The sequence below is a fragment of the Pseudobacillus sp. FSL P4-0506 genome (genome assembly GCF_038003025.1).
Classification (GTDB): Bacteria; Bacillota; Bacilli; order Bacillales; family Domibacillaceae; genus Pseudobacillus.
On the sequence record NZ_JBBOOI010000001.1, the window covers coordinates 1384010 to 1408180 of the forward strand.

At 42.7% G+C, this 24171-nt stretch carries 27 protein-coding genes; 19 read left to right on the plus strand and 8 right to left on the minus strand.

The window, feature by feature from the left end:
- Positions 1 to 9: 9 nt before the first annotated feature.
- The 5 genes from MKZ02_RS06690 (at position 10) to MKZ02_RS06710 (ending at position 5765) form a co-directional block, all read left to right on the plus strand.
- Positions 10 to 258, plus strand: a complete 249-nt coding sequence (locus MKZ02_RS06690) for a ferredoxin (protein WP_120037897.1) — start codon at positions 10 to 12, stop codon at positions 256 to 258.
- Positions 259 to 350: 92 nt separating this feature from the next.
- Entirely contained in the window at positions 351 to 1433 is a 1083-nt protein-coding gene (locus tag MKZ02_RS06695; protein WP_340852602.1) for an aromatic ring-hydroxylating oxygenase subunit alpha, read from the plus strand.
- Positions 1426 to 2877 carry an aldehyde dehydrogenase family protein gene (locus MKZ02_RS06700; protein ID WP_340852603.1) on the plus strand — a complete coding sequence of 484 codons (1452 nt, stop codon included), beginning with the start codon at positions 1426 to 1428 and terminating at the stop codon, positions 2875 to 2877. Before MKZ02_RS06695 ends, MKZ02_RS06700 begins: the two co-directional genes overlap by 8 nt.
- Before the next feature lie 19 nt (positions 2878 to 2896).
- Positions 2897 to 3976 carry a tartrate dehydrogenase gene (locus MKZ02_RS06705; RefSeq protein ID WP_340852605.1) on the plus strand — a complete coding sequence of 360 codons (1080 nt, stop codon included), beginning with the start codon at positions 2897 to 2899 and terminating at the stop codon, positions 3974 to 3976.
- Between the two features lie 244 nt (positions 3977 to 4220).
- Positions 4221 to 5765: a BCCT family transporter gene (locus tag MKZ02_RS06710; RefSeq protein ID WP_340852608.1), complete on the plus strand. Its 1545-nt coding sequence runs from the start codon at positions 4221 to 4223 to the stop codon at positions 5763 to 5765.
- Positions 5766 to 5847: 82 nt separating this feature from the next.
- Here the strand turns inward: MKZ02_RS06710 and MKZ02_RS06715 are convergent, their stop codons facing one another.
- Together MKZ02_RS06715 and MKZ02_RS06720 are read right to left on the minus strand one after the other, a co-directional pair.
- Positions 5848 to 6189 (minus strand): DMT family transporter, encoded by a 342-nt coding sequence (locus tag MKZ02_RS06715; protein WP_340852609.1) that lies wholly within the window; start codon positions 6187 to 6189, stop codon positions 5848 to 5850.
- Positions 6190 to 6201: 12 nt separating this feature from the next.
- Positions 6202 to 6519 carry a DMT family transporter gene (locus tag MKZ02_RS06720; protein ID WP_120034333.1) on the minus strand — a complete coding sequence of 106 codons (318 nt, stop codon included), beginning with the start codon at positions 6517 to 6519 and terminating at the stop codon, positions 6202 to 6204.
- A 173-nt stretch (positions 6520 to 6692) separates the two neighbouring features.
- Between MKZ02_RS06720 and MKZ02_RS06725 the strand changes: the two genes are divergently transcribed.
- Positions 6693 to 7757, plus strand: a complete 1065-nt coding sequence (locus tag MKZ02_RS06725) for a hypothetical protein (RefSeq protein ID WP_340852612.1) — start codon at positions 6693 to 6695, stop codon at positions 7755 to 7757.
- A 57-nt stretch (positions 7758 to 7814) separates the two neighbouring features.
- On the opposite strand, the gene MKZ02_RS06730 is transcribed toward MKZ02_RS06725, so the two are convergent.
- Positions 7815 to 8702 carry a LysR family transcriptional regulator gene (locus MKZ02_RS06730; RefSeq protein ID WP_120034329.1) on the minus strand — a complete coding sequence of 296 codons (888 nt, stop codon included), beginning with the start codon at positions 8700 to 8702 and terminating at the stop codon, positions 7815 to 7817.
- Between the two features lie 229 nt (positions 8703 to 8931).
- Between MKZ02_RS06730 and hpaI the strand changes: the two genes are divergently transcribed.
- From hpaI to MKZ02_RS06785, 11 genes are all read left to right on the plus strand, one after another.
- Positions 8932 to 9858, plus strand: coding sequence for a 2,4-dihydroxyhept-2-ene-1,7-dioic acid aldolase (gene hpaI, locus MKZ02_RS06735; protein WP_340852615.1), 927 nt, complete (start codon positions 8932 to 8934; stop codon positions 9856 to 9858).
- 68 nt (positions 9859 to 9926) lie between these two features.
- Entirely contained in the window at positions 9927 to 11441 is a 1515-nt protein-coding gene (gene hpaE / locus MKZ02_RS06740) for a 5-carboxymethyl-2-hydroxymuconate semialdehyde dehydrogenase (RefSeq protein WP_340856346.1), read from the plus strand.
- 192 nt (positions 11442 to 11633) lie between these two features.
- On the plus strand, positions 11634 to 13103 hold the full coding sequence (hpaB, locus tag MKZ02_RS06745) for a 4-hydroxyphenylacetate 3-monooxygenase, oxygenase component (protein WP_340852617.1): 1470 nt from the start codon (positions 11634 to 11636) through the stop codon (positions 13101 to 13103).
- 45 nt (positions 13104 to 13148) lie between these two features.
- A complete protein-coding gene (gene hpaD, locus MKZ02_RS06750; RefSeq protein ID WP_340852620.1) occupies positions 13149 to 14132 on the plus strand; it encodes a 3,4-dihydroxyphenylacetate 2,3-dioxygenase in 984 nt (327 codons plus the stop codon).
- A 24-nt stretch (positions 14133 to 14156) separates the two neighbouring features.
- Positions 14157 to 14630 (plus strand): flavin reductase family protein, encoded by a 474-nt coding sequence (locus tag MKZ02_RS06755; RefSeq protein WP_340852623.1) that lies wholly within the window; start codon positions 14157 to 14159, stop codon positions 14628 to 14630.
- A 26-nt stretch (positions 14631 to 14656) separates the two neighbouring features.
- Complete coding sequence (ribF, locus tag MKZ02_RS06760) at positions 14657 to 15553, plus strand: riboflavin biosynthesis protein RibF (protein ID WP_340852625.1); 897 nt, start codon at positions 14657 to 14659, stop codon at positions 15551 to 15553.
- A gap of 132 nt (positions 15554 to 15685) precedes the next feature.
- The gene (locus MKZ02_RS06765) at positions 15686 to 16477 is read left to right on the plus strand and encodes a fumarylacetoacetate hydrolase family protein (RefSeq protein ID WP_340852627.1); all 792 of its coding nucleotides are present in this window, start codon (positions 15686 to 15688) and stop codon (positions 16475 to 16477) included.
- Complete coding sequence (locus MKZ02_RS06770) at positions 16474 to 17271, plus strand: fumarylacetoacetate hydrolase family protein (RefSeq protein ID WP_340852628.1); 798 nt, start codon at positions 16474 to 16476, stop codon at positions 17269 to 17271. The genes MKZ02_RS06765 and MKZ02_RS06770 overlap by 4 nt, the downstream gene beginning before the upstream one ends.
- A 17-nt stretch (positions 17272 to 17288) precedes the next feature.
- Positions 17289 to 17690: a 5-carboxymethyl-2-hydroxymuconate Delta-isomerase gene (locus MKZ02_RS06775; RefSeq protein WP_340852631.1), complete on the plus strand. Its 402-nt coding sequence runs from the start codon at positions 17289 to 17291 to the stop codon at positions 17688 to 17690.
- A 138-nt stretch (positions 17691 to 17828) separates the two neighbouring features.
- Positions 17829 to 17942 carry a symporter small accessory protein gene (locus tag MKZ02_RS06780; protein ID WP_340852634.1) on the plus strand — a complete coding sequence of 38 codons (114 nt, stop codon included), beginning with the start codon at positions 17829 to 17831 and terminating at the stop codon, positions 17940 to 17942.
- Between the two features lie 5 nt (positions 17943 to 17947).
- Positions 17948 to 19528, plus strand: a complete 1581-nt coding sequence (locus tag MKZ02_RS06785) for a sodium:solute symporter family protein (protein ID WP_340852636.1) — start codon at positions 17948 to 17950, stop codon at positions 19526 to 19528.
- Between the two features lie 162 nt (positions 19529 to 19690).
- Here the strand turns inward: MKZ02_RS06785 and gsiB are convergent, their stop codons facing one another.
- A complete protein-coding gene (gene gsiB / locus MKZ02_RS06790) occupies positions 19691 to 20092 on the minus strand; it encodes a glucose starvation-inducible protein GsiB (RefSeq protein WP_120034309.1) in 402 nt (133 codons plus the stop codon).
- A gap of 83 nt (positions 20093 to 20175) precedes the next feature.
- Positions 20176 to 20388 (minus strand): KGG domain-containing protein, encoded by a 213-nt coding sequence (locus MKZ02_RS06795; protein WP_120034307.1) that lies wholly within the window; start codon positions 20386 to 20388, stop codon positions 20176 to 20178.
- A 270-nt stretch (positions 20389 to 20658) separates the two neighbouring features.
- Between MKZ02_RS06795 and MKZ02_RS06800 the strand changes: the two genes are divergently transcribed.
- A complete protein-coding gene (locus MKZ02_RS06800; RefSeq protein WP_340852639.1) occupies positions 20659 to 22134 on the plus strand; it encodes a potassium/proton antiporter in 1476 nt (491 codons plus the stop codon).
- Between the two features lie 38 nt (positions 22135 to 22172).
- Here MKZ02_RS06800 and MKZ02_RS06805 read toward each other — a convergent pair whose 3' ends face one another.
- From MKZ02_RS06805 to MKZ02_RS06815, 3 genes are read right to left on the minus strand one after another with little or no spacing between them, the layout of a single operon-like run.
- The gene (locus tag MKZ02_RS06805) at positions 22173 to 22310 is read right to left on the minus strand and encodes a YvrJ family protein (RefSeq protein WP_120034303.1); all 138 of its coding nucleotides are present in this window, start codon (positions 22308 to 22310) and stop codon (positions 22173 to 22175) included.
- A gap of 56 nt (positions 22311 to 22366) precedes the next feature.
- Positions 22367 to 22585 carry a DUF2922 domain-containing protein gene (locus MKZ02_RS06810; protein WP_340852642.1) on the minus strand — a complete coding sequence of 73 codons (219 nt, stop codon included), beginning with the start codon at positions 22583 to 22585 and terminating at the stop codon, positions 22367 to 22369.
- A 16-nt stretch (positions 22586 to 22601) separates the two neighbouring features.
- The gene (locus MKZ02_RS06815) at positions 22602 to 22817 is read right to left on the minus strand and encodes a DUF1659 domain-containing protein (protein WP_120034299.1); all 216 of its coding nucleotides are present in this window, start codon (positions 22815 to 22817) and stop codon (positions 22602 to 22604) included.
- Between the two features lie 178 nt (positions 22818 to 22995).
- Between MKZ02_RS06815 and MKZ02_RS06820 the strand changes: the two genes are divergently transcribed.
- On the plus strand, positions 22996 to 24138 hold the full coding sequence (locus MKZ02_RS06820) for a polysaccharide deacetylase (protein ID WP_120034296.1): 1143 nt from the start codon (positions 22996 to 22998) through the stop codon (positions 24136 to 24138).
- Positions 24139 to 24171: the final 33 nt, after the last annotated feature.

The window sequence follows — 24171 nt, forward strand, 5'->3', positions numbered from 1 at the left end:
CGAGTAGTGTTGGCTAAATACACGATAGTAGACCAGGAGACGTGCATTGCCTGCGGCGCCTGCGGGGCAACGGCTCCGGAGCTGTTCGATTACGATTATGAAGGACTTGCCTTTGCTGTTCTTGATAACAATGAAGGAGCAATGGAAGTACCAGAAGACCTTGAAGAAGATTTAGAGGATGCGCTTGATGGCTGCCCGACAGACTCTATTAAAGTGGCTGAACAACCTTTTGCGTGTAAAAAGGCAGAAGTCAGCTGAAGGGCAAACGTCTTTCTCCAAAACGAAAGCGCTTTAAAAACAGTCCAGGCTGATTCAATTAACACAATTTATTTTACGGGGGAGAATGAATAATGGCTTATAATAAAGTAGAAAACGCGACGAACCGGACATTTGAGAGAACAATGACTTATGATCTGTATACAGATCCAAAAGTATTGGATAAGGAAATGGATCTTATTTTCTCAAAATCATGGCAGCTTGTCGGGCATGTCAGCCAACTAGAAAAACCAGGATCTTTCTTTACGACGGAAGTAGCTAAAGAACCAATCATCGTTGTTCGTGGCCAGGATGAAGTAATTCGCGCCTTTTACAATGTTTGTCCACACCGTGCGACGAAGCTTGAACAGAAGGAAGCGGGGAAGAAGAAAATCCTTCAGTGCGGCTATCATGGATGGACGTTCAAGTTGGATGGAAAGTTAAATAAAGCGCCGAACTTTAGAGGGCAAGACGCTGCTTGTGTGCAGGAGGCTTGCTTGCGTTCTGTGCGCATGGAAATTTTGGAATCTTTAATTTTCGTTAACTTGGATGATCAAGCAAAGCCGCTCAGTGAATCTTATGGGGATTTCTTTGAAAGATTGAGCAAGTTTCCTTTCTTGAGCGAACTGAAAAGAACCGGTCAAAAAACACGTGTCATTAAAGCTAACTGGAAGGCATTCATTGACAACTATTTAGAATGTGACCATTGCCATGTAGCTCATCCAAGCTTCGTTGCAACACTGGACATGGATGATTATCAAATTATTACATGTGAGAACTACTCTATCCAAGGGTCCATTGTAAAGCCTGATAAAAATTATGGTGAAGTGGATTTGAACAAGGCGGAAATGCGGGGTGGGACCTTTTACTGGTTATGGCCAAATTTAATGGTTACGATTTATCCGGGACCGGGAAATATGGCAACGATTCAAATGCTGCCAATTGACCATGAAAACACATTGGCTGTTTACACGTATTACTTCCGCGATGAAAACTTGACTCAGGAAGAAAAAGACTTAGTTGCTTTTGCGGAACAGGTTCGTCAGGAAGATGTGGACTTAGTAGAGCTGGAACAAATTGGTTTCCGGTCTCGCGCGTTTAATAAGGGCAAATATTCTTCTTCGGAAAAAGCGATCGTTCAATTTCATGAAATGGTATTGGAGGCCCTCAATGAGTAAATTAACGAGTAAAGAAAATTCTGTTAAACAGTTTCTTTTGATCAATGGTGAAAAAGTGGAAGCGCCGGTATACACCCCGCTTTGCTCTCCTTATTCCGGGGAGGAGATTGCCCAGATTGCTATGGCCGACAGAGAGCTGACAAAGCAAGCCATTACAGCTGCTTATCACGCACGTGAAGCGATTGGAAAAATGCCTGCTTATCAACGGGCGGAGATCTTGGAGAGAGTAGTTACTCTTTTAAAAGAAAGAGCGGATGAAGCAGCTGAAATTATTTCTCGTGAATCAGCCAAGCCCATTGTCTTCGCTAAAGCAGAAGTAGCAAGAACGATTGAAACCTATAAGTTTTCTGCGGAAGAAGCCAAAAGAATTCATGGTGAAACGATTCCTTTTGATGCGGCTGCGGGCGGTGTTGGCCGGATCGGCTATACGGTAAGAGAACCGATTGGAGTGATCGGTGCTATTACACCGTTTAATTTTCCACTCAATTTAGTTGCACACAAGGTCGGTCCTGCCATCGCAGCCGGTAACACAGTCGTATTAAAGCCAGCTTCACAAACTCCACTTTCTGCTCTTTTCATCGCAGAGCTCTTCGCGGAAGCTGGTCTTCCAGCCGGCGTGCTAAATGTGGTAACGGGACCGGGAGGAACAGTGGGAGATGCCATTGTTGAAGATGATCGTGTTAGCATGGTGACTTTCACAGGAAGTCCAAGTGTGGGTATTAGCATTCGCAGTAAAGCAGGATTGAAGAAGACAACGCTTGAGTTGGGCTCTAATTCAGCATTGATCATCGATAAAGATATTCAGATCAATGACATCATTGACCGCTGCATCATGGGAGCTTTTTCCAATCAAGGCCAGGTATGTATTTCCCTGCAGCGTGTCTATGCCCACGAAGAAGTGTACGATGAGTTTATTGCGAAATTTACAGAGGCGGCAAAGAAATTGAAAGTCGGTGATCCGCTTGATCCCGATACGTACATTTCCGCTTTGATCGCCAAAGGGGAAGCAGAGCGCGTGCTAGAGTGGATCGAAGAAACAAAAGAAAGCAGTGCCCAGATAGCAGCAGGAGGTAAACTGCAAAACGGCATTTTAGGGCCAACCATCATTACAGGGGCGGAGCATAAGTTGAAGGTATCTTGCCAGGAAGCGTTTGCTCCGGTTGTCGTTGTTAATAAAGTAAGCAGTATCGAAGAAGCGGTGGAATTAGTAAATGATTCCCGCTATGGACTGCAGGCAGGAATTTACACAAATAATATTAAGAATGCTTTGTACGCTTCACAGGAGCTGCATGTTGGCGGTGTCATCATCAATGATGTGCCGACATACCGTGTAGACCAGATGCCGTACGGCGGTGTGAAAGAAAGCGGCACAGGCCGTGAAGGCATTAAGTATGCAGTGGAAGAAATGACTGAAATGAAATTAGTCGTTTGGAACCAAAGCTGAAAGAACGAGGGAGATTATCGTGAAAACATTTAAAATAGCGGTGATTGCCGGGGATGGCATTGGACCGGAAGTTATTAACGAAGGGGTTAAAGTATTAAATAAAGTAGCTGAACTTGATTCAAGTTTTCAGTTTGATTTTACTTACTTTCCATGGGGATGCGAGTTTTACGCAGAAAATGGCAAAATGATGGATGATGACGGAATTGAGCAGCTAAAAGAATTTGATGCAATTTATTTAGGAGCCGTTGGTTTTCCTGGAGTTCCCGATCACATTTCACTCTGGGATTTACTATTGAAAATCCGCAAAAGTTTTGATCAGTATGTGAATATTCGTCCCGTTAGACTGCTGAAAGGGGCACACTTGCCGCTTGTTGACGTGAAACGCGAGGACATTGATATGCTGTTCATTCGTGAGAACAGTGAAGGAGAATACTCGGGTGCCGGTGACTGGCTATTTAAGGGGCAAGAACATGAAGTGGTATTGCAGAACAGCGTGTTTTCCCGTAAAGGAACAGAAAGGATTATCCGCTATGCATTTGAAACAGCAAAGAGAGAAGGAAGGTCTCTTACAAGCATTTCCAAAGCGAATGCCTTGAATTATTCCATGGTTTTCTGGGATCAGGTATTCGATGAGGTAAGCGCGGAATATCCGGAAGTGGAGACGGCGTCCTACCTGGTTGATGCAGCCGCCATGCTGATGATCAAGGATCCGAAGCGTTTTGAAGTAGTCGTTACATCCAATTTATTTGGGGATATTTTAACCGATCTGGGAGCCGCTCTTGCCGGCGGTATCGGGCTTGCTGCAGGGGCCAACATTAATCCTGAGCGTAACTTCCCGTCCATGTTTGAGCCGATTCATGGATCGGCTCCGGATATTGCAGGACAAGGTGTCGCAAATCCACTGGCATCTATTTGGTCTGCGAGTCAAATGCTTGACTTTTTCGGCTATGAGCAATACGGCCAAGCAGTATTAGCTGCCGTTGAACAATTACTTTTAGAAGATAAAGCGTTAACGCCTGACATGAACGGAACAGCCTCTACGTCCGAAGTAGGGGACCGGATAACAGAAATTATCGCTTCATTAGTTCCAGCAAAATGATTTTTAGATAAATAAAACAGTATCGCCTGGGGAAACTTTCCTCGGGCGGTATCGCTATATTTTTTTGAAATTTCTTATTTTGCCTAGGACTTTATAGGAACGTAGAAGGTGCTCAGCGGTTTGCTCAAGGGGATCATGGATAGTGTGTTAAATTTAGAAACCGTTTGCATGTTAGGAGAGTTTTTAAGGGAGTGGGAGGATGCAGTAGCATCTTTTGATTGGCAAACTTTAAAGGAGTGGTTAGGTGAATAGCAAGAAAGCTGTATTTTATTCCTCTTTGGCAATCAGCTTATTATTAATTAGTGTAGGTGTATTCGCACCAAAGCAACTGGAGAAGTTTTCGAATTCGTCACTTAATTTTATTTACAATAACTTGGGATGGTTTATTCTTGCCAGTGTTTTTATTTTCTTTGCTTTTTGTATGTATATCGGACTGTCAAAATTCGGGCATATTCGTTTAGGGGATGATGACGATCGGCCTGAATATAAAACGGCCACCTGGATTGGCATGCTTTTCAGTGCTTCTATCGGTATCAGCCTCGTGTTTTGGGGCGTGGCAGAGCCTGTCTCCTATTACATTGACCCTCCATTCGGCAAAGGATCTTCTGAGGAATCAGGCAAGCTTGCTATGCAGTTTGTTTATTTGCATTGGGGCGTTTCGGCCTGGGCTTGTTATGCACTCGTAGGAGTTTCTTTAGCTTTCTTTCAGTTTAGAAAAAAACTTCCGTCTTCATTGAGCTCTGTCTTTTATCCTTTGATTGGAGATAAAATCAGAGGCCCTTTTGGCAAAGCGATTGATGTCATGGTTATCCTTTCGATTGTTATTGGAATTGCTACATCGCTCGGTTTTGGTACGCTGCAAGTAAACAGCGGCATGAATTTCCTTTGGGGAATACCGGTGGATATCTTTACACAGGCACTCATCATCATTGTAGTTACCTTTATTTATGTAGGTTCTACTGTTTCTGGCCTGCAAGGAGCAATGAAGCATTTATCCAATCTGAATATGTTCCTCGCCTTTGCTTTATTAGGCTTCGTTCTTTTCCTGGGGCCAACCCAGTCTATCTTTAAAATTTTCTTCCAGGGTGTTGGCGATTATGCTCAAAACTTCATCGGCATGTCGTTCCGAACAGAGCCATATAACGATGGTTCCTGGATCGCTAGCTGGACACTATTTTATTTTGGCTGGTGGATTGCTTGGGCGCCGCTTGTTGGTAGTTTTGTCGCCAGAATTTCCAAGGGCAGAACGATTAAAGAGTTCATGATGGGCGCCGTCTTTATTCCTGTACTCGGTTCATTCTTCTGGTTTGCAGTAATGGGAGGATCAGCAATTCACCTTATTCAAAATATGGGAGAAAAGGCGCTCGCGACTGCCGTATCAACCGATGTTACTTCTGCGTTATTCCAGTTCTTTGAGTACTTCCCAATGAGTGCGTTTTTAAGTGTACTGGCAATGGTGCTTGTCCTTGTGTTTTTTATTACATCAGCCAATTCAGCTGTATTCGTATTAGGAATGATCAGTGAAAATGGCAATCCAGATCCTGCACACCGGACAAAGATTATATGGGGAGTTGTTATTGCAGCAGTTTCGGTCGTGCTTATTATGACCGGCGGTTTGCAAGGTTTGCAATCAGCGCTTGTGGCAACAGCTGTACCTCTTGCTGTTTTAATGCTCGTGATGTGTTATTCAACGTATAAAGGTCTGAACGATGAATATATCCAGTCATCTGTAAAAAAAAATAAAGAGTTGAAAGAACAAAAGGATATTTCTGAACAAAAGGCTCTTTAGAATAAATGTTAAAAAGCGGACTTTTCAAAGTCCGCTTTTTATTATGTAGAAATTGACTTTAGACATACAAAATCATTATAGGCTAGCTCTCACTTTGTACGGATTTTTCTGAAGAAGTATTAAGAAGGGCAATGCCAAAGATGATAAGAAATAGTCCACCGATTTTCAAGGCGCTAAAGCTTTCTCCGAACAACCATGCACCAATAATAGCTGTTAGTGCTGTTCCAGCACCAGACCAGACAGCGTAAGCGAAGGAGAGGGGGAGACTTTTCAATGCAAAGCTGAATAAAGTGAATGCCGATAGAAAACCGATGGCCACTCCTATGGAAGGTCCTATATTGGTAAACCCGTCGGATAATTTCAGCATGGTGGACCCGAATATTTCTAGCAGTATAGCAAGTGTTAAAAAAAGAACGCCTCTCATATTTATTTCTCCTTAACTATTTAGTAAGACAAGTCCAACGATGAGCAGTCCTATTCCTAAGATGCCTTGCTTGTTTACTTTTTCTTTGAAAAATAACACACCCGCGATAACAGTCAAAATGGTACCGCAGCCGCTCCACGTAGCATAAACCACTCCTAGAGGCAAGGTTTTCAAAGCTATAGATAAGGAATAAAAGGCCACTCCAAATCCGACAATCACTCCCGCTACCGGAAGCAAGCGGGTGAACCCATTGGAAAGTTTCAGCATAGTAGAGCCGAATACTTCCGAGACGATAGCAATTCCTAAAAGCAAATAGGGAAGAAACGTCATTTGATACCCTCCACTTAGGTAAAAACTTTACAAATATTTTAACACACGTTGCCGAACCTTCTGGTTAAAAACGAAAGCGTAGGAAAATTGTAACTTTTTTCAATGGGCGGACGTTTCTTTTTTTATAAAATAGAGGTGAAACGATTACAGTTTTTGTAAAGGAGGCTTTTCTTATGAATGCTGTTCGTGTATCACCAACAAAATGGAATTGGTTCTTAGCCTTAGCTGGAGTCATTATTCTCTCCAATTTTGCTGCGCATCATCTTCTTCCTCTTCCTCCCAATGAAATGCAGATGGTGACAATTGGTTCGCTATTAGATTTTGTTCTTGTCATCCCGCTTCTTGCGTACCTCTTTGTTTTTCGCCAAAAACGGCAAATGGCTCCCGTAATTGGCGTGGCATTACTTGGTTATTTTGTCGGGAAAGCAATTATCCCTGATGGCCGCCTGGCCGGTATGGAGTGGATCGGATGGGTATTGTTTGCAGGGGAGGCAGCCCTTTTTGCTGCTGAAATCTGGATTATTTTTCGGCTTATTAAAACAGTCCATACTATCCGTCGAAAAGTACAGGCCACTAGAGGAGCTGTTACCTCAACACTTGCTGTCTGGCAGCAGGCAGAAACTGCTTTCTCAGAAAATAGATTTGCAAAAATTATTATTTCTGAATGGATGATATGGAAATTTGCGCTTGCTAGCTGGAAGCAAAAACCACCTGAATCTGACCGTCATTTTACGGCTCACCGCCAGACCAGTGTTCTCGCTTTCAATGTGATGCTCATCCATGCTGTTGTACTGGAAACGGTCGGCGTGCACTGGCTGATCCACTCGATGAATCCGGTTATTGCTTGGGTAATGGTTGTCTTAAATATATACACCGTGCTCTTTTTTATCGGAGAAATCCAAGCGATCCGTCTTAACCCGATAGTTGTAGAAGCGGACAAAATTACTGTCCCTATTGGCTTAGTTAAAAGAATTACTGCTACAAAAGAAAATATTTTCTCGATCCGGCGCACAGAGGAGGGAGAATACAACGAAAAGGATCAAGATGCTTTTCATGGTGTATATGCCGATATGGAAAAAGGCGAGCCACAAGTAGTAATTGAATTAAGGCAGCCGGCGACGGTTCACTATATATACGGGTTTACTAAAAAAGCAAAGAGAATCTATTTGCGTCTTGACCAGCCGGAAGAATTTCTAGCAGCGGTGGAAGAAGAGGGGTTAAGCAGGATGGCTACATGAGATGAACAATATAAGTAGAATAAGAAACGAGACCGTACATAGCGGTCTCATTTTTTATTAATTGATAATCATTTTGGACGAATGAAATGTGTCAAGAAAACGCTCTGCTTTTTTAGATAAGTAGCGGTCTTTTAGCCAGATAATAGCGGATTCTGATTGGATGGTGCAATCTTCAATTTCAACTACCTTTAAACCATTCGTTGGAAAAGAGAGCAGTGTAGATTTTGGCAAAAGTGCTGTCCCTAAGCCTGTCCGAACAAGTGAGAGCAACATCGCCGCATCAGGGCATTCGCAAATGATATTTGGCTCGAAGCTATGCCTTGTACATTCATTAACGACAAGTTCATAGAGACCGACACCGCTAACCCTATGCAACAGCATGAGAGGCATGCCGCTAAGTTCCTTCATTCGGATAGTAGAAGAGGCTTCGCTTTTTTCAGGGATAACGGCAACAAATGGATCAGTTGGCAGCGGCAAGTAAGAAAATTCCTCCATTTCGAGAGGAAGCCGAACAATAGCAAGCTCTACTTCGCGCTGTTTCACATAGTTGGCTAATAGAGAGGAATCGCCTTCTTTTAATCGGAATTTAACACGGGGATATTTCTCCCTGAAATAAAGAAATCGTTCAGGTATATAAGAAAAGCATGTTTTTACAGACCCGATGGATAAAACACCTTTTAAGCCGTCTCCCACTTCCTTTACTTCAGTAACGGTTTCTTCCATTTGCTCCAGCAAGTATTTTGCTTTTTTATACAGCACTTCTCCTGCTTCTGTTAACTCAAGGCTTCTGCCTTTACGTTCCAACAGCAAGACACCGAGTTCTTCCTCTAATGCTTTTAGTTGCTGGCTAAGAGGAGGTTGAGCCATATGCAGTTTTTTAGCCGCTTTTGTAATCTGTCCTTCTTCCGCAATGGTAGCAAAATAGCGAATTTGCCGAATATCCAACTTTGGAACCTCCTTGCATATATGTATATTTTTTTAATATGGTTAACCAATATTTTTAATATTTTTAATATTTTAATTCCTATGATAAGTTATAAATGTAAACGATTCCACCATTTTTTCGAAATCTTTTTAAAATTTATTTGGTGAAGAATCTATTAGAACGAATGAAGGAGTAAAGCTGTTACTTCTTTATAACATTATTTTGATGATAAAAAGGAGCGAAGGAAACATGTCAAAAGTTCAGGAAGCAAAAGAAAAGTTAAAAGGGTCGATTGCACCGGTCATTACTCCTTTTAAACAGGATGAGAGTTTAGATCTCGACACATTCAAAAGCTTAATCAACTGGCAAATTGAAAGCGGAAGCCACGGAATTTCCGTGACGGGCACATCGGGAGAGCCAAGTTCCCTAACCGTAGAAGAAAGAGAGCTTGTGATGGAAACAGCGATCCAAACGATCAATGGACGCGTCCCATTCGCACCGGGCACAGGTTCCGTCAACTTCAACGAAGCGCTGCGCTTAACGAAAGCGGCACAGGAAATGGGCGCCGACGCCGCAATGGTCATCGTTCCTTATTACAATAAACCTTCTCAGCACGCGCTTTATACTCATTACAAAACGATCGCCGATGCGGTAGATATTCCAATCGTTGTCTATAACATTCCAGGACGCACAGGCGTGAACCTGGAAGTGAAAACACTGGCTCGTTTAGTGGAAGACTGCCCGAACATTATCGGGGCGAAAGAGTCTAATAAAGACTTTGAACATGTAAACCGCGTCCTGTTAAATTGCGGAAGAGACTTTAAGCTGTTCTCTGGCATTGAGTTGCTTTGTTATCCGATGCTGACGATCGGCGGTGCTGGTTCCATCAGTGCGACAGCGAACGTCGCGCCAGCACAAGTGGCAGAAATGCACAACGCCTGGATGGAAGGAAATGCGGAAAGAGCGCTTGAGCTTCACTATGAATTGATGCCATTAAACGATGTGCTCTTTAAAGACACAAATCCAGCACCGGTCAAAGCCGCTCTCGGCATGATGGGCAAAATCGAGCCGGTTCTGCGCAAGCCAATGGCGTTGCCAACACAGGAGCTGCAGGGGGAAATCCGTGACGTACTGAAATCGTACAATATCTTACCGGAAGGTATTTCAGCGAACTAATGAACTGAGCGAAAGAACGAATGAGTCTCTATAAAAATGGTTGAGGAAATGAAAAAGGAGTGACCATGATGCAAGTACAAGCAGCTGGACAACAAGGGTTAACCCATAAACGAGTAGAAGATGTAAAACTCTATATTGATGGTCAGTTTACCGATGCCGAAGCAGGCGCTACCTTTGAAAATGTGAACCCATTTACGAATAAGGTAAATAACGTGGTGGCCGAGGGTCGTGCAGAAGATATCAACAAAGCCGTAGCTGCGGCAAAGAAAGCGTTCGAAGAAGGGCCATGGGGCAAGATGAAAGTGGCCGAACGCATGAAGTATATTGAGCGTATCGCTGACCTGATCGAGGAAAACGCGGAAGAAATTTCTTATCTGGAATCCCTTGATACAGGTCTTCCGATCAGCCAGACGAAGAAACAGGCAGCTCGTGCCGCAGAGAACTTTCGTTTTTATTCCCGCATGGTGCAATCCGTATTGCACGGAGAATCATACCCAATGGATGATGAATTCATCAATTACACTGTCTATAAGCCGCTTGGACCCATTGGACTGATTACACCATGGAATGCGCCATTTATGCTGGAAACATGGAAAGTTGCTCCAGCTTTGGCAACGGGGAATACCGTGATCCTGAAACCGGCGGAGCTATCTCCTTTGACAGCGAACAAGTTAGCGGAAGTCATCGATCAAGCCGGCCTTCCAGAAGGGGTGTTCAACATTGTGCATGGCTTCGGGGAAACAGCAGGCGCGACGCTTGTGGCACATCCAGATGTAAAAGCCATTTCCTTTACTGGAGAAACAACGACAGGCTCAATCATTATTAAGAATTCGGCCGATACGTTAAAGAAAACCTCCATGGAACTGGGCGGTAAGTCCCCGCTAATCGTGTTTGAAGATGCGGACCTTGACCGCGCCCTGGATGCAGCGGTATGGGGAATCTTCTCCTTTAATGGTGAACGCTGCACAGCGAACTCTCGTCTGTTCCTTCATAAAAACATTAAAGAGGAGTTCGTGGAGAAATTAAAGAAACGCGTCATGAATATTAAGATCGGCGATCCAATGGATGCCAAAACACAGCTTGGACCTCTAATTGAAAAAGAGCATTTTAATAAAGTTAAAAGTTACATTGAATTAGCAAAAGAAGAAGGCTGTGAAGTGATTCAGGGAGTAGTGCCCGAAGAAGTGAAAGCCGGCAACTTTGTGCCGCCCACACTGTTATTAAATGCTAAAAACGAAATGAGAGTGTGTCAGGAAGAAATCTTCGGACCGGTGATGGCGGTCATCGAATTTGAAGATGAAGCAGAAGTGGTTAAAGCAGCGAATGATGTGCGTTATGGCCTTGCAGGATACGTGTGGACGAACGACATTAAACGCGGCCATCGTGTTGCCCAGGCAGTCGAAGCCGGCATGGTCTGGATCAATGCACAAAACGTGCGTGATTTAAGAATCCCATTCGGCGGAATGAAAGACAGCGGGGTCGGTCGAGAAGGCGGTCGTTATGCACTCTTTGAATTCTATACAGAACCAAAAATCATTCACGTAGCTATTGGCGACCATCATATTCCACAGTTCGGTAAGTAAACGGAACATTTAAAAGAGAGGGCGCTAAGCCAGCGCCTTCTACTTTCAAGATTGTGTAGTTACAGGCACTAGCGGCGACTGGCATAAGCCAATCCGTCCAGAAGGTTAAAGAACAACCTTCTAGCCGGCTCGTCTTATGCCAGTCGCCGCTGATCAAGCGCCTTTCACTTTTATTAAAAAGGAGAGAGTTATATGCCAGCTAAAACAGGTAAGGAATACATCGAGAGAGTCGACCAGGCTCAAGCGAACGTCTGGATCAATGGAGAGCAGGTAAAGGGAAAAATCTCTGAGCACCCTGCATTTAAAGGAGTCATGAAAACACAGGCTGAGTTATATGATATGCAGCATGATCCAAAGAAAAAAGATTTTATGACATATGAATCGCCAACGACGGGTGATCGTGTCGGTACTTCTTTTATCCAGCCAAGAACGAAAGAAGACTTGGAAATGCGCCGTAAAATGATGCAGGAATGGGCGAGACATAACAACGGAATGATGGGACGCTCACCGGATTACATCAATGTTGGAATGATGGCTTACGGATCTGCATCGGAAATGTTCGGCAAGCAAGACCCTTTCTATGCTCAAAATATGTCGAAATATTATGAATACTGTCGAGAAAATGACTTATCTTTAACTCACACGCTGATTCAGCCGCAAGTAAACCGGGGTGTGAATGCGGCTCAGCTGCCGGATCCATATATCGCAGCCCGCATTAAAGAAAAGACATCAGAAGGCGTTGTGATTAAAGGCGCTAGATTGCTGGCTACCCAAGGCGGCATTACAGATGAAATTATGGTATTCCCTTCTACTTTATTAAAACAAGCGGAAGAAGAAAATCCTTATGCTTACGCTTTCTCTATTCCAAATAACACACCTGGATTAAAGTTTATTTGCCGTGAATCATTTGATTATGGAAAGTCCAATTTTGATCATCCGCTAGGTTCTCGTTTTGAAGAAATGGATACGATCGTTGTTTTCGACGATGTCGTTGTTCCTTGGGATCGCGTATTTGCTCTTGGTGATGTAGGAGTCTGTAACCAGGCATATAACGAAAGTAATGCAGTGGTTCATATGACGCACCAAGTCGTTTCTAAAAATGTTGCCAAAACAGAGTTTATTCTTGGCCTTGTTCAACTAATGATCGAAACAATCAATATCGGACAATATCAGCACGTTCAGGAAAAAGCATCTGAAATCATTATGGCACTAGAAACGGTGAAAGCTTATGTCGCGGCATCAGAAGCAAATGCTAAAGTTGATAAATGGGGCATCATGACACCGGACTTTACGCCATTGAATATTGCTCGTAACTACTACCCGAAAATCTATCCTCGCTTCAGTGAAATTATGCAATTGCTTGGTGCTAGCGGTTTAATGGCCATTCCAAACGAAGCAGACTTTAATTCAGAAATCCGTCCGGATCTCGACAAGTATTTGCAGTCTGCCACTGGAAGCGCTTACGACCGTGTGAAATTATATCGCTTGGCATGGGATGTATGCATGAGTGCTTTTGGAACGAGACAAACATTGTATGAGCGCTTCTTCTTTGGTGATCCAGTCAGAATGGCAAGCGCACTATACAACGGCTATGACAAACAGGAGTACGTAGACCGTGTAAAAGAATTCTTAGATCGTTCAGAGCAGCTCATTCAAAAATAATCCGCACAGTTTGATATTTTCATAAGAAAAAGGGAGGCAGGGGCAATGGATTTTAACATTATCCGTATTGCAAGAACCGTATTAAATGTAAAGGATCTTGAGCGTTCAAGAAAATTTTATGTCGATGCGCTAGGGTTTATAGAAACAGAAAGCAAGGATGATTGCATTTATTTAAGAGGATTAGAGGAGCATGTTCATCATAGCTTAGTATTGAAAAAATCCGAGAAAGTGGGTGTCCACGCACTCGGCTACAAAGTAGAAAAAGATGAAGACCTTGATAAGCTTGCAGTCTTTTTCCAATCAAAAGGCCTGAAAACAAAATGGCTTGAGGAGGGAACACAGCATGCGCTCGGTCGTGCGCTTCATGTCCATGATGTATCGGGGATGCCGCTTGAATTCTTCTGTAAAATGGATAAAGCCGAGCGTCTGCTGCAACGTTATGACTTATATAGAGGCGCAAGAATTCAGCGCATTGACCATGTAAACTGTGCGGTGCCTGATGTTCAGAAAGCCTATGACTTTTTCATTAACGAATTAGGATTTGCTTGTTCTGAATACACGGCAACAGAAGATGACAGTATTTGGGCGGCATGGCTGCATCGCAAGCCGAGCGTTCATGATCAGGCATTCATGAATGGAGAAGGCCCGCGCCTTCACCACTTTGCTTACTGGCTGCCAGATCCATTAGCTCTTATTCATTGCTGTGATGTACTCGCTTCACTCGGCTATGCGGACAGCATTGAACGCGGACCAGGCCGTCATGGTTTATCCAACGCCTTCTTCTTATATTTAAGAGATCCGGATGGTCATCGAATTGAATTGTATAACGGTGATTACTTAACAAGTGATTCGGACTTTGAACCGATCCGCTGGGATTTAAATGATCCACGCCGCCAAACGTTCTGGGGAGCGAAAGCACCGGACAGCTGGTTCAATGAAACGTCTCCATTCCTTGATATTGAAACAGGGGAATTCGTAGAAACAGAAGCTGCCAAGCTGGAACAAAAGAAACCTGAATTTATTATCTAATGCAAAGTAATGGGGGAATCAATGATGGATGATCGGTTATTCCGCAATGCAATGGGGAAATTTGCGACAGGTGTAACAGTTATTACAACTGAGTTGGATGGGGAAGCACATGGAATGACGGCAAATGCCTTCATGTCCGTGTCACTCAATCCGAAGCTCGTCTTAATTTCGATTGGTGAAAAAGCAAAAATGCTTGAGAAAATTAATGAATCCGGCAAATTTGCTGTTAATATTTTAGCAGCAGAGCAACAAGAAGTATCGATGTTGTTTGCCGGCCAAATCAAGGAAAAACGTGAAGCGGAATTCGACCGCATTCAGGATGTGCCAGTAATTAAAGGTGCGCTTGCCAATGTTGTCTGTAAGGTGTATTCAAAGCAAGTAGCTGGAGACCATACATTATTCATCGGTGAAGTGCAGGATATTGTTTTACGTGAAGGAACACCGCTTACTTTCTTTGAAGGAAAATACGGCCAGCTTGCAGAAGGACAGCTCGCTTAAGTAAAACGAAAGGGGACGTGCAACTAATGGAAACGATTCACATTGAGCATCCAAACCAAATCCCAACAACAGCCGGATCAACTCCTTGTGTGCTGGCGCTCGGTTTTTTCGACGGAGTCCATATTGGACATCGCGGCATTCTTGAAGCGGCAAGATCGGCGGCAAGAAAAAAAGGCTATCAATTCAATGTTATGACCTTTTATCCCCATCCGAAAGATATCCTCTTTCCTGAGCGGGAGCCAATGACATACTTGACGCCACTGCCAGTAAAAGAAGAGCGTTTCCAGGAGATTGGTGTGGATCAATTATTCATTGTGAAGTTTACTCCTGAATTTGCAAAGCTGTCCCCTGAAGACTTTATTGAGCATTATATTGTGAATCTTCACTGTAAACATGTGGTCGCTGGATTCGATTACCATTATGGCCATAAAGGGAAAGGCAACATGAAGACACTCACTGAGGCAGGATACGGAAAATTCGAGGTAACAACCGTCCAAAAGATTGAGCAGCAAGCTGAAAAAATCAGCTCTACTGCCGTCCGTGAATTGTTGGCTGCTGGAAAAGTAGAGAAGGCTTCTGACTTGCTAGGTCAGTCTTATGAGGTGAGAGGAAAAGTGAAGCAAAACTCTCTATTTTACAAGAACCATCAATTTATAAAAGTGGATATTAATCAAGATTACCGCCTGCCGAAGCTCGGTGTTTATCGTGTAGAAGCAGAAATCGAGGGCCGGTCGTATGAAGGCATTTGCCACCAAATGACCGTTATAGGCCGCCAATCATTCTTGCTTATCCAGCTAAAAGAATGTTTTGCAGACACCTATGGAAAAAAAGTAAACATCAAATGGCTAAAATATATGTTTGGCAAACAAAAAGAAACAGCCGAAGTGAATGATTATATTCAAAGAGAGGACATGGTCATTTAACTGCTGATTTGTTAACAAATAAAAAGGAAAGAAGGGGAGCAGCCAAATGTCTCCCCTTTCACCCTGTCTGGATTTCTTTGAGAACAAGAGCATAAAAGTAGTTATACCTATTGTCAAAGGAGTGGAAAAGAGATGGTAACAGCAAAGGTGAAATTTCATGGCACGCTGCAATCAGATGAAATCAATGTGAAGCTGATGGAAGGTGTGGTGGAGAAGGAAGGCCAGTCTTTTAACTTTGATCAGCTGGTTGTAGATGCACCGGTTTCCGGTACTGTATATGGCACGCTCTTAAACTACAAAGGAGCCTTGGAAGCGCTGGGAGAGGCGGTCAGTGAGGCCCCTTACAAAGCGGCTCCTAAAGCCCCGATTCTTTATATTAAACCGGCAAATACAATCAATAGCCATAAACGGCCGGTTCCACTTCCAGAAGGCATCGAAGCACTTGAAATCGGAGCCTCAATGGGATTAGTCATTGGCCGTACAGCTACACGAGTGAGTGAAGAAGCAGCATTCGATTATGTAGCTGGCTATACGGTAGTCAATGATGTCAGTATTCCACACGAAAGTGTTTATCGTCCAGCTATTAGACAAAAAGCACGTGACGGGTTTTGCCCGATCGGTCCCTGGATCATCAAGCGTGAAGATGTGCCAAATCCTGATCGGATACATACCCGTGTATATATTAATGGAGAATTGCGCCAAGAAAACACAACAGCAAATTTAATTCGTCCAATAGCCAGGTTATTGGCAGACGTAACCGATTTTATGACGTTGCATGCTGGAGATATCCTGCTTGTAGGCATTCCTGAAAAGGCACCACTTGCCAAAGCTGGCGATGTTGTTCGCATTGAGGTAGAGGGAGTGGGCGCGCTCGAAAATACGATTGTGCCTGAACAAGAATTAGCAGAGGGGGGCTTAAAATGAAGCGGGCAAAAGTTGCTTATGCAGGAGCGATTCACGAAGCTGTAGAGAAAGATGAGGGCCGTTTGCAGCTGAATGACGGTCGAATGGTTAAGGAGGAAGATGTCGTATGGCTGCCGCCAGTTGAACCGCGGACCGTTTTTGCTCTTGGCCTCAATTATGCTGATCATGCTGCAGAGTTGTCCTTTAAAGCACCGGAAGAACCTCTTGTTTTTTTGAAGGGTCCAAACACATTCATTGGCCACTGTGGACAGACACGACGTCCAGGAGATGTAGAGTATATGCACTATGAATGTGAGTTGGCTGTTGTGATTGGCCGTCCAGCACGCAATGTGAAACGAGAAGAGGCGTATGATTATGTATCAGGCTATACCGTTGCTAATGACTACGCCATTCGTGATTACCTGGAGAATTACTATCGTCCCAATCTGCGTGTGAAAAACAGGGATACATGCACACCAATCGGCCCCTGGTTCGTTGAAAAAGAAGCTGTTCCAGATCCGATGAACCTAACATTAAGAACATATGTCAATGGAGAGCTCACTCAAGAAGGTAACACGAAAGATATGGTCTTCGATATTCCTTATTTGATCGAATATTTAAGTAGCTTTATGACGCTCAACGAGGGAGATATCATTTTAACAGGCACACCGAAAGGATCGGTGGATACGAAAGTCGGCGACGAGGTCATTACAGAAATAGAAGGCATTGGCCGCCTTGTTAATACTATTGTAGGAGATGAGACATTTGGCATTCGCACCGCTTCTGCGAAAGTAACATCCAAACAGACGATGTAAAAAAGGGGGGAACTTCTATGCCACACTTTATTATCGAGTATACAGATAATATAAAAGCAGAGGCAGATATTCCAGCCTTGCTAAAAAAAATCAATCAATCGCTTATTTCTCATGACGATGTATTCCCAGTCGGGGGGATTCGCTCCCGGGCGATTGAATTGCATGATTATTTCATTGCCGATGGCACAGAGGACGATGCATTTGTCCATGCTGCACTGAAAATCGGCGCTGGCCGCCCAGAATCGGTGAAAAAAGCGGTTTGCGATGAATTGTTTGCTATTATGAAGGATCACTTTGCTGATCTTTTTGCTAAACGTTACTTGGCTCTCTCAATGGAGCTAGTGGAATTTAGCGAGGCTGGCACGTACAAGCAGAACAATATACACGCCCGTTATAAGAAAACAACCTCAGAAAAATAGAATACGAAAATGAAAGTTGCATTGAGAGGGTTAATAGCACGGTTATCCTTTAGCTTATAACTAAAGCTTGTCCCATAACAAACTTTAGTTATGAGTCTTTTCTTTGTTTAAACAGAAAAATAAAAGGAGGAATTCATCATGTTTGGCATGGAAGATCCAATAATTGCTTTTGCCTGGATTGGCACCATTTTATCGATGATTGGCTGTGTTGTGTTTGGAGCAGTCATGTGGAATCGCGGGGAAGGAGAATGAAATAAATGAATTTTACTATATTAATTCCTATCCTTTTACTTTACTTGGGTATTATGTCGGCACTTGCCTATTATGGTTATAAAACAACAAAGTCAGAAGCTGATTATTTAGTGGGTGGACGAGGAATCAATCCTACAGTCATGGCGCTTTCTTATGGAGCTACCTTTATCAGCACCTCTTCTCTTATTGGTTTTGGCGGTGTGGCCTCATTATATGGATTTGGACTATTATGGCTTTGTTTTCTAAACATTGTTTTTGGGGTTTTTATTTCTTTTGTCTTTTTTGGGACACGCATTCGAAAACTTTCGGAAAAGCTGGAAGCATACACATTTGCTGAGCTTTTAGGAAAGCGCTATCAATCGAAGTTTATTACTGTATTTTCTGGAGTCATAATTTTTGTATTAATGCCTGCTTATACGAGTATTGTCCTTGTAGGCGGAGGACGCTTTCTTCAGGAAACTCTTTCAATGAACTATAATGTTGCACTGTTAGTATTAGCTGTCATTGTCGGCTTTTATGTACTAAGCGGTGGAATTAAAGCTGTTATGTATACCGATGCCTTTGCAGCGGTTGTCATGTTTGTCGGTATGGCTATCTTTCTGTTTATGGGCTATAAAGCAGTGGGAGGTGTGATTGACGGACATGCTGGATTAACGGCAATGAAGAATCTTGTTCCTCAGTCTTTAGTAGAGCAAGGGCATCGTGGATGGACCTCCATGCCGGAATTAGGTTCTCCTATTTGGTGGACGTTAGTCAGCACGATCGTTATGGGAGTCGGGATCGGTGTACTAGCTCAGCCGCAGCTTGTTATGCGATTTATGACAGTCAAAAACAATCAGGCACTGTATCGTTCGGTGATCGTTGGTGGAGTCTTCATTTTCTTTATGACAGGTGCTGCTTTTATGCTCGGTCCGATCAGTAATTTGTATTTTCAGGAGCATGTAGGAAAGCTTTCCATAGAGGTAGCTAAGGGAAATGTAGATCTCGTGATTCCCGCGTTAATTAATCATTTAATGCCGGAATGGTTCGTCTATTTATTCACGCTTACCTTATTGTCGGCGGCTATTTCAACTATCAGTTCTCTTATTCATTTGCAGGGATCTGCTTTTGGGCAAGATATTTTGAAAAGCTTTGGTATTCAATCGTTTTTAGGAATGGATGCTTCCCGTATCGGTGTGCTTATCGGTATTGTGGCGGCAGTTGCTTTGTCTTATGTATTGCCCGAAGGGGTCATCGCACAGGCGACAGCTTTTTGGTTCGGCATTTGTGCGGCTGGATTTCTCCCGGTTATGATTGGGGCGTTTTTCTGGAAGCGGTCGACGAGAGCAGGAGCTAAGGCCAGCATGATTGTTGGATTTACAGTTAGCATCTTAGGGTTTATGTTCCTGCACGAAAAGGAGGCTGCTGTCCTTGGGTTATCAAAAGCTTTATTTGGAAAAGATACATTGTTTGCTTATCCAATGACACATGTTGATCCATTGTTTTATGCACTGCCATTATCTACTATTGTCTTTATCTTTGTAAGTTTGCTTACGAAAGATAAACTAGAGAAGGAAGAACAGCAACAGAAGGAGAAGGCGGTGTGATGTCATCACTCTAGAGGGATGGGATTAAGACTTTTGGCAAACATTCACTTTCTGTGTTTCTCGTCAGACTGCGAAAAATAAGACTCTCATTGATGATCTAGACATTCTTTTCACTCAACAAAAAGGCCCTTATCAAAGGGCCTTTTTGTTGAGTGAAATTAATTAATCATTGTCACGTTGTTTTGCGCGAGCATTTCCGCCTTTTTCACCGATTTCTTCGTAGAAATCTTTATCATGGTTTTCAGAAGTGGCTTCTCCGCCTTTGCGGCCAATTTCTTGGTAGAAGTCTTTGTCATGATTTTCAGAAGTGGCTTCTCCGCCTTTGCGGCCGATTTCTTGGTAGAAGTCCTTGTCATGATTTTCAGCAGTAGCTTCTCCGCCTTTGCGGCCAATTTCTTGATAGAATTCTTTGTCATGATTTTCAGCAGTAGCTTCTCCGCCTTTGCGGCCGATTTCTTGGTAGAAGTCCTTGTCATGGTTTTCAGAAGTGGCTTCTCCGCCTTTGCGGCCAGCTTCTTCCACAGTCATTTTTTTGTCGTTGTTTTCATTGTTGTTTTTTGCCATTTTATACATCTCCTTTTAATTTAATGAATCATATGGTTTTTATTACCTTTTTATAAGATTATTAAACATTTATTTTTATATTTTTATTCGTTAGATTCTCTTTGCTCAGCGCGAGCATTTCCGCCTTTTTCACCAATTTCTTCATAGAATTCTTTTCCATGATTTTCGGCAGTGGCTTCTCCGCCCTTGCGGCCAATTTCCTGATAAAATTCTTTGTCGTGATTGCGGGCAGTAGCTTCTCCGCCTTTACGGCCAGCTTCTTCTACAGTCATTTTTTTATCTTTGTTTTCTGCCATTTTGTATCCTCTCCTTAAATGGAATATTTGGTGTACGCTTGTTATATATCCGCTTTAAAGTATTTAAAACCATATAATTATATAAAAAGTAAAAACCCCAACTTTTTTCTTAGATAAAAGTATTTATTTCCTTTAACTGTATGAGAAGATGTTAGAGAGAAGAAGGAAATGATCTGTCGCGCTTTAAATAGGAGGAAACCATTTATTTTGGAAAAGCTCTCCGCGTGTTATAGAATAGAAGAGACATTATTTTCTAGAAAGGAGAGTGCGATGAATTTTACAATTGAAAACATTGTTTTATTGTTTTCTATATTATTGTTAGTTGGTGTTATAAGCGCTAAGTTTTCTACAAGGCTTGGCTTGCCGTCGCTCGTCCTGTTTATCGCTGCGGGTATGGTATTAAATCAATTTGTCTTCTTCAACAATGCCTGGCTTGCCCAATTACTAGCAACCGTTGCATTGGTCATTATTTTATTTGAAGGTGGCCTGCAGACAAAGTGGGAAAGTGTAAAGCCAGTTTACAAGCCGTCTTTGTCACTTGCCACTATTGGAGTAATTGTTACCACTCTCACTGTCGGCATTGCTGCTAAGCTTGTACTTGATCTAACTTGGGCAGAAGGCATTCTTGTTGGTGCGATCGTTGGCTCGACTGATGCGGCAGCTGTTTTTAGTGTGCTTGGAAACAAGAATGTTAAACGGAAACTGGCAACTGTGCTCGAAGCAGAGTCGGCCTCCAATGATCCAATGGCCATCTTTTTAACGATCAGTCTTATTCAAGTAATTCAATCTCCTTCATTCGATCCTCTTACCCTCGTTTTGAGCTTTTTTTGGCAAATGGGGCTTGGACTTTTCTTCGGTATTTTGTTCGGTATAGCTTCCGTTTGGATTATTAATAAGATCAACCTCGATTCATCCGGTCTTTATCCGGTTTTATCTATTGCCTTATCTATTTTTGCCTTCAGTGTCGTTACGATCATGAATGCAAGCGGATTTCTAGCAGTCTATGTGATGGCCATCGTTATAGGAAACGCCGACTTAACTTATCGCCACTCTATTCTTGGTTTTAATGAAGGGTTGGCGTGGATGATGCAAATGGTGATGTTTATGATTTTGGGCCTCCTTGTTTTCCCGAGTGAGCTGCTTGATGTAGCTTGGCAGGGCATTATATTAGCTGTTTTCTTGATGATTGTTGCGCGTCCAGTTGGAGTATTTGTTAGCTTATTGTTTTCGAAAATGAACGTCAGGGAAAAGCTTTTTATTTCATGGGCAGGTTTAAAAGGAGCGGTCCCGATTATTTTAGGGACATATCCGCTCGTGGAGGGACTTGAACATGGACAGCTTATGTTTAATGTGGTCTTTTTCGTTGTTCTTTTGTCCACAGTGATTCAGGGAGCGAGCATTTCTAAAGCCGCTGAATTGTTCGGTGTGACCCGGGCAGGGAAAAAAACTGAATCGCCTCACAGTTTGGAACTTATATCCATTGGCAAGACGAACAGCGAGATGGTAGAAGTGCGCATTTTGGAAGAATCAGCTGCAGCCAATAAGCGCATTCATGAAGTTGATTTGCCGCCTAAAACGTTAATTACCGCTGTTATACGGGGCGACCAGCTTATTACTCCGGAAGGGTCAACGAAGCTTTTTCCTGAAGATGTGCTTTACGTGTTAGTGAAGAAAGAGCAGAAAAATGAATTGAAAAAAGTGATGATGAAAAGAAAGGAAAAGCAAAAAAGCGAACAGCTCACATAAGAGAGGATCACGTGTATACAAGTGATCCTCTCTTATTTTTAGTTACGCATTCTTTCAGGCAAGTTCTGAATAGATTGGATTACACCGTCCAGTTTTATTTCGATTCTATAAAGTAAATAAAAGGTGACGGCAATCGGAAAGCCAACTTCCTGAATAAAAGGCATGAGTGTCTCCATTTTTTATCCTCCTATGAAGAGTAGGAAAGCCGAGAAACCGGCTTTCCTTCTGCTTGCTAGTTAATGGGAATAGGTGTCACGCTGCGGTCGATAACATGAGCCCCTTTGATGCCTGTCAAAGCTCCGGAAGTCGAGTTAAATACGTTTGACTGAATGATTGCGGTCATGGCTTGTTTTACGGCCAATGGGTCAATCGGTTCTTTAGGGTTTTCAATCGACAATGTCGCAGTTTTATCTAACTGGGTAGCAAATTGCAACTGAAGAACTTTAGCCATTTTTTATTTCCTCCTGTTAATTGATTTCAAAATAATCATTCCTTGCAATTGTGACAACTGGTTTATCAGTTAAAGTAGCAATCGCTGTGCCAGCTGTTTCTAATTCAGTTGCCGTTGCCATTTCATTCACATTGGCAAAAGTTTTTGTTTTGTGAATTGGTTTTCCTTCATCATTTAACCCGTGATCAAAGACGAGACTTAACGTGGACTTCATCAATATTGCTTGTGCCATGCTGATCACCTCCTTTCACTTCCTACATACAGAAAAAGAGTGATAAAGGATACCCTCCTGCATAAAATTTAATAAGTAATATTTTTAATATTTTTGTAACATAAGTGAAAAATATGTATTATAATGGTGAAAAATAGATAAATAGATAAAATTTAGAGGGAAAAAAGGGGTAAGAGAGATGAAGAGAAGATTAATAATCATGTGCAGCTTCCTACTGCTGTTTATTTGTGCAGGGGGAATGCCGACTCATGCGGCCGAGAAGAAGAACATTTACATAGGGCTCCATGATAAAATGCTGCCGTTTACAACAGGAGAAGCCTTTATCATCAATGGTCAGGCAGTTGCTCCATCAGAAAAACTATCACGCTATTTATATATAAAAGAAACCATCAAGGAAAAAGAAGGAGTTTATATCTTTGAAAAAAACGGCCAGCAGCTGAAAGTAAACATCAAAACGAAGGAAGCCTTGCTCGACGGGAAAGCTGTGGCCCCTGCAGTTACTTACACTGAAAATGGCAAGTTTTATATTGGAATTCGCTGGATTGCAGAGCAATTTGGTTTCCAGGCAGATTACTTGAGTGAGCATAAAACAGTACGCCTCTATACGAAGGCTGGATCAAAGTTGTCCAACGAAGAGTTTTTAGTGGCTAATCAACCGTTTTTTGATCGATTGAAAAGTCCGCCGCCAGCTAAAAAGCCAGTCGCTTATGTAACATTTGATGATGGTCCAAGTGCTCAATCAGCCAGCATTTTAAAAACCCTTGCTTCTCAGCAAGTGAAAGCAACATTTTTCTATATTGAACCCAATATTTCAAGGTATGGGGCTGCGGCGAAAAAAGCTGCAGCAGAAGGGCATTACCTTGCCCTTCACAGCGTAACCCATAAAGTGAACCCGCTTTATAAGTCGCCACAAAACTTTATAAACGAAATGGAAAAAACAAATCAGACATTAAAGAAAGTGACTGGCCAGTCCTCTGTTTTGGTTAGGGCTCCATTTGGAAGTTCCCCTTATCTAAAACAGCCATTCCGTGATGCTTTAGTTAAAAAAGGCTATCGGTTGTGGGATTGGGATATAGACAGTGAGGACTGGAAATATAACACATCTTCGAAAGCGCGTATTTTGCAAAATATTCAAGCGGGAATTAAATTGCAAAAGAAGAAGGGCGATCAGAATGTTGTCATTTTACTGCATGAGAAGAAGATCACTGCAGAAATGCTTCCGCAAATTCTAGTTTATTTAAAGAAGGAAGGATATGAACTGAAAGCTTACAATCCCTCTGCCCATGTAACCCAGAATTTCTGGAAGGACGGAAGACTGTAATTAGTTGATAAAACGGTGGAATTTTCTGAATAA